The 13,170-nt window shown below is 73.2% G+C and carries 9 protein-coding genes and 1 tRNA gene; 3 read left to right on the top strand and 7 right to left on the bottom strand.

Annotated features, from left to right (window positions below; translation table 11 throughout):
• Positions 1-188: 188 nt before the first annotated feature.
• Positions 189-1,745, bottom strand: coding sequence for an MFS transporter (locus ACFWPI_RS11965; RefSeq protein ID WP_380377256.1), 1,557 nt, complete (start codon positions 1,743-1,745; stop codon positions 189-191).
• A gap of 77 nt (positions 1,746-1,822) precedes the next feature.
• A complete protein-coding gene (locus tag ACFWPI_RS11960) occupies positions 1,823-2,200 on the bottom strand; it encodes a nuclear transport factor 2 family protein (protein WP_350881950.1) in 378 nt (125 codons plus the stop codon).
• A gap of 192 nt (positions 2,201-2,392) precedes the next feature.
• Between ACFWPI_RS11960 and ACFWPI_RS11955 the strand changes: the two genes are divergently transcribed.
• Positions 2,393-5,131 (top strand): AAA family ATPase, encoded by a 2,739-nt coding sequence (locus tag ACFWPI_RS11955; RefSeq protein ID WP_380377255.1) that lies wholly within the window; start codon positions 2,393-2,395, stop codon positions 5,129-5,131.
• A gap of 238 nt (positions 5,132-5,369) precedes the next feature.
• On the opposite strand, the gene ACFWPI_RS11950 is transcribed toward ACFWPI_RS11955, so the two are convergent.
• Positions 5,370-5,443: transfer RNA gene (locus ACFWPI_RS11950), tRNA-Pro, on the bottom strand.
• A 100-nt stretch (positions 5,444-5,543) separates the two neighbouring features.
• Complete coding sequence (locus ACFWPI_RS11945) at positions 5,544-6,488, bottom strand: metallophosphoesterase (protein WP_063348659.1); 945 nt, start codon at positions 6,486-6,488, stop codon at positions 5,544-5,546.
• 180 nt (positions 6,489-6,668) lie between these two features.
• On the opposite strand from ACFWPI_RS11945, the gene ACFWPI_RS11940 reads away from it, so the two are divergent.
• A complete protein-coding gene (locus ACFWPI_RS11940; RefSeq protein ID WP_063348660.1) occupies positions 6,669-7,124 on the top strand; it encodes a GatB/YqeY domain-containing protein in 456 nt (151 codons plus the stop codon).
• A 157-nt stretch (positions 7,125-7,281) separates the two neighbouring features.
• Here ACFWPI_RS11940 and ACFWPI_RS11935 read toward each other — a convergent pair whose 3' ends face one another.
• Complete coding sequence (locus tag ACFWPI_RS11935) at positions 7,282-9,708, bottom strand: transglycosylase domain-containing protein (RefSeq protein ID WP_079135766.1); 2,427 nt, start codon at positions 9,706-9,708, stop codon at positions 7,282-7,284.
• A 423-nt stretch (positions 9,709-10,131) separates the two neighbouring features.
• On the opposite strand from ACFWPI_RS11935, the gene ACFWPI_RS11930 reads away from it, so the two are divergent.
• The gene (locus ACFWPI_RS11930) at positions 10,132-10,455 is read left to right on the top strand and encodes a WhiB family transcriptional regulator (protein WP_030240986.1); all 324 of its coding nucleotides are present in this window, start codon (positions 10,132-10,134) and stop codon (positions 10,453-10,455) included.
• Positions 10,456-10,658: 203 nt separating this feature from the next.
• Here ACFWPI_RS11930 and ACFWPI_RS11925 read toward each other — a convergent pair whose 3' ends face one another.
• Both ACFWPI_RS11925 and ACFWPI_RS11920 read right to left on the bottom strand, forming a co-directional pair.
• Positions 10,659-11,912, bottom strand: coding sequence for an ArsA family ATPase (locus tag ACFWPI_RS11925; protein ID WP_380377251.1), 1,254 nt, complete (start codon positions 11,910-11,912; stop codon positions 10,659-10,661).
• Entirely contained in the window at positions 11,909-12,991 is a 1,083-nt protein-coding gene (locus ACFWPI_RS11920) for an ArsA-related P-loop ATPase (RefSeq protein ID WP_063348661.1), read from the bottom strand. Before ACFWPI_RS11920 ends, ACFWPI_RS11925 begins: the two co-directional genes overlap by 4 nt.
• Between the last annotated feature and the right edge of the window lie 179 nt (positions 12,992-13,170).

The following is a 13,170-nucleotide window of genomic DNA, read 5'->3' as shown; positions in this document are numbered from 1 at the left end:
CTCCCCCCCTCCCCCCCACAACACCCCCCGGGGGGGGGCCCCCCCCCCCGCGGGGGGGCCCCCCCCGGGGGGGGGGGGGGGGCCCCCCCCCCCCCCCCCCCCCCCACTCGCCCCGTCCCTCCCGCCCGTTCCCGGGAGCCCGTCCGCTCCTGTGAGCCCGCCTGCTCCTGCGCGCCCGCTCGGTCCCGCTAGCCCTTCCGCGGCAGCAGCCGGACCAGGCCCACCAGCACCAGCTCCAGCACCGCCAGCGCCGTCACGCTGCGGCCGAACGCGGCCGCCGGGTCGCCTCCGCCGTAGTAGAGCAGGCCGATCAGCGCGATGCCCAGCGCCCCGCCGACCTGCTGCACGGTGGCCAGCACCCCGGCGGCCGAGCCGACCAGCTGGGGCTCGACCCCGGCCAGCACCACGGAGGTCACCGGGGCGATCACCAGGCCCATCCCCAGGCCGTCCACGAACAGCCCCGGCGTCAGCCACCACACGCTCCCGCCCGGCGCGCCGTACACCGCGAGGGCGAGCAGGCCCAGCCCGACGGTCATCAGCAGCCCGCCGACGCCGATCGTCCGGGCCCCGCCGAGCCGGGCGGCGACGCGGTGGGTGGCGTTGGAGGTGAGCAGGTAGCCGAGGCCGATCGCCGTGAACACCAGCCCGGCGCCGAGCGCGTCCAGGCCGCGGCCCAGCTGGAGGTACAGGGCGAGCACCAGGAAGAAGGACGCCTGGCCGAGCCAGAAGGCGAGCTGGGCGAGCAGACCGGCGCCGAAGGCCCTGGTCCGGAACAACCGGGTGTCGACCAGCGGGGCGGCGGAGCCGGAGCCGGAGCCGAAGTCGCTGCCGGAGCCGGAGCCGGAGCCGGTGGCGGCGGCGGTGGCGCGGGTCCGGGTGCGGTGCTGATGCACCACGAAGCCGGCCAGCAGGGCGACCGCGCCGCCCAGGCAGAGCCAGGTCCACAGCGGCCAGCCCTGTGCGGGGCCCTGGATCAGTGGCAGCACCAGGGCGGTCAGCGCGGTGGTGACCAGCAGCACGCCCACCGGGTCCAGGCCCGGCCGTTGCGGGGCGCGCGACTCCGGCAGGCAGCGGCGGACCAGGGCCAGGGCGGCCAGACCGATCGGCAGGTTGATCAGGAAGCAACTGCGCCAGCCGAGGCCGAAGAGGTCCGCCCGGATCAGCAGCCCGCCGATCAACTGGCCGAACACCGCGCCGACGCCCATGGTCAGCCCGTACCGGGCGAAGGCCCGCGCCTGCGCCGCGCCGCTGAACGCCGTCCGCAGGATCGCCAGCACCTGCGGGCCCATCAGCGCCGCCGCCAGGCCCTGCACCACCCGGGCGCCGACCAGCGCGGCGGCGGTGGGGGCGAGGCCGCAGCCCGCGGAGGCGAGGGTGAACAGGGCCAGGCCGAGCCCGAACACCCGGCGCCGGCCGTACCGGTCGCCGAGCCGGCCGGCGGTGACCAGGCCGGCGGCGAGGGCCAGGCTGAATCCGGCGATCACCCACTGGACGGCGGCCGGTCCGGCGCCCAGGTCGGCCTGGACGGACGGGACGGCGACGTTGACGACGAAGAAGTCGAGGGCGGTCATGAAGGTGGCGGTCAGGACGACCGCCAGCAGGCCGCGCGGGGCGCCGGCCGCCGCCTCGACCTCCGGCGCGGTGGTGCTCGCAGTGGTGCTCGCGGCGCCGGGCGCATTGTCGGTTGCATTGCCGGTCGCGGTCGCGGTCGCGGTCGATGGGCGGGCGGTCAGGGCGGAGCTCATCTCGGCTTCTCCTCAGTGGGGTTGGAGGGAGTGGGTCGGGGGCGGTGGGGGTCGCCCCCGACCCGTCCGGCCTGCCGTCAGGCGCCCGGGACGCGGTCCAGGAATCCGTACACCGAGCCGATCCGCCCGTCCGGCGAGGCCACCAGGACGTCGAAGCCGATCACCACCGGCTCGGCGCCGGCCGGCCCGAGGTTCCAGGTGAACCGGGCGATGTCGTGGTGCGCGTCCACCGGTCCGAGGGTGAACTCCAGCCCGGGGAACTGGGCCTGGGCCGCGCCGATCAGCGCGTCGATCGCGTCCCGGCCGGCGACGGCGGCCAGCGGGTCGGTGTACCGGCCGTCCACGGCCCACACCTCGTCGATCAACTTGCGGCGGGCGGCCGGGTCGGTCTCGTTCCAGACCGCGAGGTAGCGCTCGGCGAGCTGCTGGAGGGCGGTGGCGGTGATCTCGGTCATGGTCTTCTCCCGTGTCCCGGTGGGTGGTTGAGCGGCTCGTTCCCGCTGCTCACCAAGGTAGGGACGGGCCGGCGCGGGCGAATCAGTCACGTATCGGCATGGGGGTACGTAGCGTCCGGCGGTGGGTACGTAGGTGTGCTCGGCGGGCCCGCCCGTACCTGCGGCCGGGAGGGCCTCGGTAGGGTCGGGGGCATGCTGTACGGGAGGGAACACGAACAGTCCGTCGTGGCGGGACTGTTGGACGCGGCACGTGAAGGCCGCAGCGGGGTGCTGCTGCTCCGGGGCGAGCCCGGGATCGGCAAGACCGCGCTGCTGGACCACGCCGTCGGGCGGGCGGGCGAGGCGTTCCGGGTGGTCCGGGCGGCAGGCGTCGAGTACGAGGCGGAACTGCCCTTCGCCGGGCTGAGCCTGCTGCTCGCACCCGGCCTCGACCGGCTGCACGCCCTGCCCGGGCCGCAACGGCGTGCCCTGGAGGCGGCGTTCGGGCTCGCCGAGGAACGCGCCCCGGCCGACCGGCTGCTGGTCGGGCTCGCCACCCTCGGACTGCTCGCCGAACTCGCCGCCGAACAGCCCCTGTTGTGCATCGTCGACGACGCGCAGTGGCTGGATGACGCTTCCCTCGACGCCCTGCTGCTGGCCGCCCGCCGGCTCCAGGCCGAAGGAGTCGCCCTGCTGCTCGCCGCCCGCACCGGCGGCGCCGCACCGGAACTCCCGACCACGGGCTTCCCCGAGCTCCGACTGACCGGCCTGCCCGAGCCCGACGCCGCCCGGCTCCTGGACCACCGGGCCGGCCCCGACCTGCCCGCCGCCGTCCGCGAGCGGCTGCTCGTCGAGGCGGCCGGCAACCCGCTCGCCCTCACCGAACTCCCCATCGCCACCGGGGCACAGGCGAACACCCCCGGCTCGCCGGCGCCCGCGCCCGGCGGCCTGCCGCTCACCAGCCGGCTGCTGATCGCCTTCCACGGCCAGGTCACCGGCCTGCCCCCGGCCACCCAGACCCTCCTGCTGGTCGCCGCCGCCGAGGAGACCGGCGAACTCGACGTCGTCCTGCCCGCCGCGGCCGCCCTCGGCGTCCCCGCCGAACACCTCGGCCCCGCCGAGGAATCGGGCCTGGCGAGCGTCACCCCCGACCGCCGGATCGCCTTCCGCCACCCGCTCCTGCGCACCGCCATCCTGCAACGCGCCCCGCACCACCAGCGACTGACGATCCATCAGGCCATCGCCGGAGCGCTGCCGGACGGCGACCGCCGGACCTGGCACCAGGCCCACGCCGCCACCGCCCCCGACGCCGCCCTCGCCGACGCGCTGGAACGCACCGCCGTCCGCGCCGAGGCCCGCGGCGCCCACGGCGGCGCCGCCGCCGCGTACGAGCGGGCCGCCCGGCTCACCCCGGACCGCGACACCGCCACCCGCCGCCTCGTCCTGGCCGCCGAAGCCGCCACCGAAGAAGGGAAGTTGGCGCAGGCCGAGACGCTCGCCGACGAGGCCGGGGCCCGCACCGACAACCCCCTGGCACACGCCCTGCTCGACCAGGTCCGGGCCACCGCGCACTTCTGGCGCGGCTCCTACCCGACCGCCTACCGGCTGCTGCTCGACGCCGCCGGCACCGCCATCGAGGCGCCGCACGCCGCCCGGATGCTGTTCCAGGCCTTCCACACCGCCTGGTACGCGGGCGAGGAACCGGTGATCGCCGTCCTCGACCGGCTGGCCGCGCTACCGCTCGCCGACGACAACCCGCTCACCCCGCTCGCCCGCCACCTGCCCGCCGCCGTACTCCCCGCCCTCGGCCGGCCCGCACCGCAGCCCCCCGCCGCCCGCGACACCGCCGCGGCAGCCCGCAAGGCCGGCGCCGAAACCCCCGTCGACCTCGTCCAACTCTGCGGCGCCACCCTCATCCTCGGCCGCGACGACGAGACCGCCGAACTCGGCGGCGAACTCGTCGCCGAAGCCCGCGCCAAGGGCACCATCGGCGTGATGCCCACCCTCCAGTTCTTCCTCGCCGAGGCCGAACTCTTCCACGGCCGCCACCGCGACGCCGAAGTCACCGCCACCGAAGCCCTCGCCCTCGCCCGCGACACCGGCCAGCACCAGTGGACCAGCCAACTCACCGCACTCCTCGCCTACCTGGCCGCCCTCGACGGTGACACCGACCGCTGCACCCGGCTCACCGCCGAATCCCTCGCCACCACCGGCCCGCAGACCGCCGCCCCCGCCGCCGGCCGCCCCTGGGCCCACTGGGCACTGGCCCTGCTCGACCTCGGCCACGGCCGCGCCGGCGACGCCGCCGACCGGCTGCACACCCTCACCACAGGCCCCCACCGGCACCACGTCAGCGCCACCCGGGCCGTCCCCGACCTGGTCGAAGCCGCCGTCCGGTTCGGCACCCCCGAACGCTCCGCCGAACCCTACGAACGCTTCGCCCGCTGGAGCACCGCCGCCGACCGCCCCTGGACCGAAGCGCTCCGGCTCCGCTGCCAGGCCCTGCTCGGCCCCGACGAACTCGCCGAACCGGCCTACCGCGCCGCCCTCGACCTCCACGAAGGCACCCACCGCCCCTTCGAGCAGGCCCGCACCGCCCTCCTCTACGGCGAATGGCTGCGCCGCTCCCGCCGCCGCACCGACGCCCGCCCCCACCTGCGCGCCGCCCTCGAAACCTTCGAACGCCTCGCCGCCCACCCCTGGGCCGCCCGCGCCCGCACCGAACTCACCGCCACCGGCACCCCGGCCCCCACCACCAGCCCCACCGGCACCCCCGACTCCCCCCTCACCCCCCAGGAACTCCAGATCACCCGCCTGGCCGCCCAAGGCCTCACCAACCGCGAGATCGCCGCCCAACTCTTCCTCAGCCCCCGCACCATCGCCCACCACCTCTACAAGGCGTACCCCAAACTCCACATCACCTCCCGCACCGACCTCCCCACCACCCTCTGACACCCCCACCCACACCAAAGGGCCCTCCCGAAACACCTCCGGCAGGGCCCTGATCTCCACTCGCGGGGGCTGCCCCCACCTTCGCCGTCGGCCCAGATCCTGGGAAACTCCGCACGGGCTGCGGCACAGGCGGGCGCTCCACACTGAGGCTCGGTCACTCAGTCGGTCACGTACAACGTCGGTCGCGCACAACGCCAGAGGGCCCACCGGATTTCTCCGATGGGCCCTCTGTACTGGGTCGGGGTGGCGGGATTTGAACCCACGGCCTCTTCGTCCCGAACGAAGCGCGCTACCAAGCTGCGCCACACCCCGGTCCTGCGGTTTGTTGCTCCGTCTCCTTCGCAACGAGTAGAACTCTACCGGACGCTCGCCGAGACACGAAATCCGGTTCTTGGCGGGCGTCCGGTGCAGGTCAGCGGGGGGCCGGGGTGAGGGTGAGGAGGGTGGCCTCGGGGGGGCAGGCGAAGCGGACGGGGGTGTAGCGGTTGGTGCCGCAGCCGGCGGAGACGTGGAGGTAGGAGCGGCGGCCGCCGGCCTGGTGGGTGGAGAGGCCCTTGACCCGTCGGGCGTCGAGGTCGCAGTTGGTGACCAGGGCGCCGTAGAAGGGGATGCAGAGCTGGCCGCCGTGGGTGTGGCCGGCCAGGATCAGCGGGTAGCGGTCGGCGGTGAAGGCGTCGAGGACGCGCAGGTAGGGGGCGTGGACGACCGCGAGGGAGAGGTCGGCGTCGGGGGAGGGGCCGCCGGCGACCTCGCTGTAGCGGTCGCGGCGGATGTGCGGGTCGTCGAGGCCGGTGAATTCGAGGTCGAGGCCGTCGATGGTGAGCCGGCCGCGGGTGTTGGTGAGGTCGAGCCAGCCGGCCGCGTCGAAGCCGTCGCGGAGCTTCTCCCACGGGTTGTGGACGGCGTCGGTGATGCCGCGGCGGCCGGTGCCGTCGGCGTTGTTGAGGCCGTGGGCGCCGCTGCGCATCGCCTGGAGGTAGCGGGCCGGGTTCTTGCGGGCCGGGCCGTAGTAGTCGTTGGAGCCGAAGACGTAGACGCCGGGGAAGTCCATGAGGGGCCCGAGCGCGTCCAGGGCGGCGGGGACGCCGAGGGGGTCGGAGAGGTTGTCGCCGGTGTTGACGACGAGGTCGGGGCGCAGGCCGGCGAGGCTCTGCAGCCAGCGCTGCTTCTTGCCCTGCCCGCTCACCATGTGGATGTCGGAGACCTGCAGTACCCGGATGGGCCGGGCGCCGTGGGGCAGGACGGGGACCTCGACCCGGCGGAGCCGGAAGGAACGGACCTCGTACCCGACGGAGTAGGCGAGGCAGGCGGCGCCGGCGGCGGCGAAGCCGAGGGGAACGGAGTACAGCGGTCGCATCGCTCCATGCTCTCAGACGGTGGATCAGCCGGTGAACGTCCGGTGGCCGTGCGCGGATGCGGGGCCACCGGCGGGTCGGCCACGTGCCGGCGGGTCCGCTGCGTGCCGGTGGCCCCGGTGTCTGCCGACGGGCCGGTTAATGGCAAGCGACCGAACGCCGCAGGTGGGAGACTCGGGGCCATGACGACGCTCAAGGCGAAGCTGCACGAGGACCTCACGGCCGCGATCAGGGACCGGGACGAGCTGCGCTCGTCCACCATCCGGCTCACGCTGGCCGCCGTCACCAGCGAGGAGGTGGCGGGTAAGGCGAAGCGCGAGCTGTCCGATGACGAGGTGCTGAAGGTGATCGGCCGCGAGGCGAAGAAGCGCCGGGAGGCGGCGGAGGCGTTCGACACCGCGGGCCGGGTGGAGCAGGCGGCCCGGGAGCGCTTGGAGGGCGAGGTGCTGGCGGGGTACCTGCCCAAGCAGCTCTCCGACGAGGAGCTGACCGCGATCGTGGCGGCCGCCGTCGCCGAGAGCGGGGCGGCCGGTCCGCAGGCGATGGGCGCCGTGATGAAGCTGGTGAAGCCGAAGGTGGACGGCCTGGCGGAGGGTGGCCGGGTGGCCGCCGCGGTGAGGGCGGCGCTGACGGGCTGAGCCCCGCTGCCAGACCCGAAGGCCCGAAGGGTGCCGGTGGCCAGGGCCCGAAGGTCCAGGGCCCGGATGGCACCGTCGGCCAAGCCCGAAGGGGCGCCCTCCGAGAGTGATCTCGGAGGGCGCCCCTTCGTCGTGTCGTGCCCGGGCCGGGGGCCGGTCAGCCGTTGTTGCCGCCGTGCTTGCCGCCGTTGCCGTTTCCACCGTTGCCGCCGTTGTTCCCGCCGATGACGCCCGGCGGGAAGGTGAACCCGCCGCCGATCATCCCGCCGGCGTTGTTGCTGCCGCCGCCCGGGTTGCCGCCGCCGGGGTTCCCACCCGGGTTCCCGCCCGGGTTGCCACCGGGGCTCCCCGCGGGGTTCCCGCCCTGGGGCGGCGGGTTGCCGCCGGGCTGCTGCTGGGCGTTGGGGTCGGCCGGCGGCGTGGCCCCGCCGCTCTGGTTGGCGTTGGGGTCGGTCTTGGGCGCCGGGTCCGGGATGTTGATGGTCTGGATCTGCTCCGGCGACGAGCCCTTGAGGGCCTGGTTCATCGCCAGCTGCCAGATCGGACCGGGGCCGTCGGCGCCGAACACCTCGTCGAAGTGCTTGCCGCCGATGTTGATGTTCTTCATCTTGACGCCGCCGGCCGGGCCGCCGAGCCAGACGGAGGTGGCCAGCGACGGGGTGTAGCCGCTGAACCAGGCGGCCTTCTTCTCGTCGGTGGTACCGGTCTTGCCGGCGATCTGCCGGCCGTCGTCGAGCTTGAGCGCGGCCGCGGTGCCCTTCTCGGTCACGTTGAGCAGGACGGTGTTGAGGGCGTCCGCGGTCTGCTCGGAGAAGGCCTGGCTGCAGGTGGTCTGCGGGACCTTGACCTCCTTGCCGTCGACCGTGCTGATCTTGTTGATCGCGACCGGGGTGCAGTACTTGCCGCGGGCCGCGAAGGTCGCGTAGACGTTCGACATGGTCAGCGGGCTGAGCTCCAGGGTGCCGAGGACCATCGAGGGGACCTCCTGGAAGGCGTCGCCCTTGGCGGACTGGGTGATGCCCAGCTTGTTGGCCATCTGCTTCATCGCGCAGAGGCCGACCTGCTGCTCCATCTGCACGAAGTAGGTGTTGACCGAGAGGGCCATGGCCTGCTTGAGCTCGTACGGGCCGACCTCGCCGGTCGACTCGTTCTTCACCGTGGCCTTGGGCTTGTCGGTGTTCCTCCAGGTACCCGTGCAGGTGGTCATCTGCGGGTAGTCGATCTTGTTCTCGGAGGGGAACGGCTGGGTGGGCGACAGGCCCGACTCCAGGGCTGCCGCGGCGAGGATCGGCTTGAACGTCGAGCCGGTCTGGAAGCCGTTGCCGCCGCCCATCGCGGAGTCGACGTTGAGGTTGACGACGGTCTGGTTCTTGTTCGGGTCCAGGCCGTACGGGCGGGTCTGGGCCATGGCCAGGATCTTGCCGGTGCCGGGCTCCATCATGGTCGCGGCGGCCGAGACCGTGTCCGTCACGTTGACCTTCTTGGTGACGGCGTTCTGGGCGGCGGCCTGCTTGTCCGGGTCCAGCGTGGTGTAGATGTTCAGGCCGCCGGTGTCCCACAGCTTCTTGCGGTCGGCGACGCTCTTGCCGAACGCCGGGTCCTGCTTGACCACGTGGCGCACGTAGTCGCAGAAGAAGCCCATGCCGGCCTGGGCGGTGATGCAGCCGTTCTGCGGGTCCTTGAACTTCAGGCCCAGCGGGGCGGCCTTGGCCTCCTTGGCCTGGTCCGCGGTGATGTGCTTGTTCTCGAGCATCTTGTCGATCACGACGTTGCGGCGCTTGACCGTGTTGTCGGGGTAGCGCACCGGGTCGTAGGACGACGGGTTCTGCACCATGCCGGCCAGGGTGGCGGCCTCGGCGACGGTCAGGTCCTTGTTGCTCTTGCTGAAGTAGCGCTGGGAGGCGGCTTCGATGCCGTAGGCCTGGTGGCCGTAGAAGGTGATGTTGAGGTAGTTGGTGAGGATCTGGTCCTTCGACAGGTCCTCTTCCAGCTTGATCGCGACCTTGAGCTCCTGGATCTTGCGACCCAGGGTCTTGCGCTGCGCCTCCAGCACCGCGGCCTGGTCGTCGCCGGCCTTCTCGACGTTGACGTTCTTCACGTACTGCTGGGTCAGCGTCGAGGCGCCCTGCGAGGTGGTGCCGCTCTCGGCGTTCTTGCCGATGGCGCGGAGCACGCCCTTGAGGTCGACGGCGCCGTGCTCGTAGAAGCGGGCGTCCTCGATGTCGACCTGGGCGTGCCGCATGAACGGTGACATCTGGTCGGCGGTGAGGACGGTGCGGTCGCGCTCGTACACCTTGGCGATCAGGCCGCCCTTGGCGTCGAAGATCTGCGTCGCCTGGGTGAGCGGCGGGGTCTTGAAGTCATCGGAGATGTTGGAGAAGCTCTCCGCCGTGTCCTTGGCGGTCAGCCCGATGGCGCCGACGGCGGGCAGGGCGAGGCCTGCCAGCAGGACTCCGGAGAGCACGCTGACGCCCAGGAACTTCACTCCGTGTCCCGCGATGTCGAGCGGCGACTCGCGGCGCTTATCGCGCGGAGCTCCGGTGTTGCCTGGGGGCTGGGATGCCTGGGGGCGCTTCGGTGCCATGAGGAGAACCCTACGTCCCGGAATCCCGCCCATAGGGGCAGGTGTTCCCCTACGCTTGTCACAAGCTTGCGACAGCTTCGGTGCGTCAACACCATTCACTCTTGTGAGTGCAGAGACTTGCCCGAATTGCCCGATATTAGAGGGTTTTTGAGGCGGCTGCGGCCTGCTGTACCCGTGTAAACGGTAGCGCTCCGTGATGACGCGCGTGGCGAGAGTTGCTACGTCGCGATTGACAAGGCTTGCGACCTGCGATCACTCCAACGAGTGAGCTGACCGGTACCCATAGTCCAATCGGGTCATGCGAGATTGAGCCCGGAGGGGCTGTTGCTCGCTGTCGTTCTTCCGTAACGTCCTCAACTGGCAACGGTGAATATGCCGTTGCCGCCGTGGGGGAGCCTCGATACGGGAGAGGACGGCGCCGGGATGGGCTGGGTTGACGACTGGAGTGCGCAGGCCGCCTGCCGCACGAGTGATCCGGACGAGTTGTTCGTCCAGGGGGCGGCGCAGAATCGCGCCAAGGCGGTGTGCAGCGGTTGCCCCGTCCGCACGGAGTGCCTGGCGGACGCACTGGACAACCGGGTCGAGTTCGGGGTCTGGGGCGGGATGACGGAACGCGAGCGCCGGGCGCTGCTGCGCCGCCGCCCGACGGTCATCTCGTGGCGGAGGCTGCTGGAGACGGCCCGCACCGAGTACGAGGAGTCCCTCGCGACCGGCGTGATACTGACGGACTACGCCCAGGCGGGCTGAGCACACCGGCGCGGTGCGGATCCGCGCCGTGGCAGACCGGTGCCGGGGGGCCATCGGGCTGAGGACATCGGTGCCTGGCGCACCCGTGTCCGGCGCACCCGCGCCGAGGACGTTCACGCTGAGGACATCCGCATCGAGGACATCCGCATCGAGGGCGTTCGCGCCGGGCGCTCCGGTGCCGGGCGCGCGGGCCGGGCCGGTGCCTACGCGGTGCCGCTGAGCCGGTCCCCGATGGCGCGCAGCCCGTCCAGGTCGTGCACGTCGCCCGGCAGCGCGGCGACCTCCACGATCGGCACGTCCGGGTACACGGAGACGAAGCGGTCGCGGGTGCGGCGCTCCCGCCCCATGATCTGCATCCGTTCGGCGTGCAGCCTCAGCAGCCCGGCCGCGAGCAGTTCGGCCTCGGGCGAGGCGTGCTCCGAGCCGTTCTCCTCCAGTGCCTCGGCGGCCGCCAGCGCCCGTTCCGCGGTGAGCTGCGGCGCGCCCGAGCCGTGCACCCGGTTGAGCACCAGACCGGCCAGCGGCATCCGGTCCGCGGCGAGCCGGTCGACGAAGTACGCCGCCTCGCGCAGCGCGTCCCGCTCCGGCGCGGCCACCACCAGGAACGCCGTGCCCGGCGCCTTGAGCAGCTGGTACGTGCGGTCGGCGCGCTCGCGGAAGCCGCCGAACATGGAGTCCATCGCGCTGACGAAGGTCTGCACGTCGGTGAGCAGCTGGGCGCCGAAGATCTTGCCCAGGGTGCCGGTGATCAGGCCCATGCCGGCGTTGAGGAACCTCATCGCGCTGCGGCCGCCGACCTTGGCGGGGGCGGTCAGGATCCGGATCACCCGGCCGTCGAGGAAGGAGCCGAGCCGGTTGGGCGCGTCCAGGAAGTCCAGCGCGGAGCGGGACGGCGGGGTGTCGACGACGATCAGGTCCCATTCCTCGGCGTCGCGCAGCTGCCCGAGCTTCTCCATCGCCATGTACTCCTGCGTGCCCGCGAAGCCGGCCGACAGGGACTGGTAGAACGGGTTCTCCATGATCGCCTTGGCCCGTTCGGGCTCGGCGTGGGCGAGCACGACCTCGTCGAAGGTCCGCTTCATGTCGAGCATCATGGCCTGCAGCTCGCCGTCGCCGGTGACCCCCTTGACGACCCGGGGGGTGTTGTCCAGCTCGGTGAGGCCCATCGACTGGGCGAGCCGGCGGGCCGGGTCGATGGTCAGAACGACGACCTTGCGGCCGCGTTCGGCGGCCCGCAGGCCGATCGCCGCGGCGGTGGTGGTCTTGCCGACGCCGCCGGAGCCGCAGCAGACGATGATCCTGGTCCTCGGGTCGTCGATCAGCCTGTCGACGGCGAGCCGGCTGCCGGCGGCCCGGACACCGCTGCCGCCGTTGCCGACCCCGCCGCTGCTACCGCCGCCGTGGGCCCGGCCGGCCCCGCCGTTCCCGCCGGCTCCGCTGGTTCCGTTGGTGGTCACGCCGCCCCCTGCCGCTTCAGTTCGCCCGCCAGCCGGTACAGCCCGCCGAGGTCCACGCCCTCGCCCAGCAGTGGCAGTTCGTACGTGGGGAGCCGCAGTTGCTGGAGGTCGGCGCGCTGCTCGCGCTCCAGCTCGACCCGCTCGGCGTGCTCCCTGGCCTGTTCCAGCAGCGGGTCGAGCAGCGGCTCCACCGCCGCCCGGACCGTCTCCGGCTTGCGCGAGCGTCCGCCGAGCCCGGCCTCGCCGAGGGCCAGGGCGACCTCCTCGCGGTGGTTCCCGTCCACCGCGGCCACCGCCGCGGCGTCCAGCACCGGCGGCCGGACCATGTTGACCATCACCCCGCCCACCGGGAGCCTGGCCTCGCGCAGCTCGGCGAAGCCGTCGACCGTCTCCTGCACCGGCATCTCCTCCAGCAGGGTGACCAGGTGCACCGCGGTCTCCGGCGATTTCAGCACCCGCATCACGGCCTGCGCCTGGGTGTGTATCGGCCCGATCCGGGCCAGCCCGGCGACCTCGGCGTTCACGTTCAGGAACCGGGTGAGCCGCCCGGTCGGCGGCGCGTCCATCACGACCGCGTCGTAGCGGCGGCGGCCGTCGGGGCCCTTGCGCCGGGCCGCCTCGCAGGCCTTGCCGGTGAGCAGGACGTCCCGTACGCCGGGCGCGATGGTGGTCGCGAAGTCGACGAAGCCGACCTTCTGCAGCGCCTTGCCGGCCCGGCCGAGCTTGTAGAACATCTCCAGGTACTCGAGCAGCGCCTGCTCGGGGTCGATGGCCAGCGCGAACACCTCGCCGCCGCCCCCGCCGCCCCCGTCGTCGGGGGGCAGGCCCAGCTGGGCGCGGGAGACCGCGGCGATCCGGCGCTCCTCGTACGGGAGGGCGGCGATGCCGAACAGTTCGGCGATGCCCTGGCGCCCCTCGACCTCGATCAGCAGCACCCGGCCGCCGTCGGCGGCGAGCGCCAGCGCCAGCGCGGCGGCCAGCGTGGTCTTCCCGGTGCCGCCCTTGCCGCTGACCACGTGCAGCCGGACGCCCTCCCAGTCGGGGTCGCGCCGGGCCGCCTGGCCGGGGGTGCGTGCCACGCTCCGTCTCCGTCCGTCTCGTGGGCCGGGGCCGCTCCGTCGGCCGGCCCGAACTACCGGTGCCCTCTCGCGAGGGTAACCAGGGAGCGCGCCGGATGCCCGGAGCACCAGGGGGGCCGGGCCTGAATCATGCCCCCTTTGTGGGCCACCTCACACGCCGGTCCGTGGGCGGCGCCGAT

This window comes from Kitasatospora sp. NPDC058492 (assembly GCF_042720685.1).
Lineage (GTDB): Bacteria > Actinomycetota > Actinomycetes > Streptomycetales > Streptomycetaceae > Kitasatospora.
This window is presented reverse-complemented; position numbering and strand designations above follow the sequence as displayed.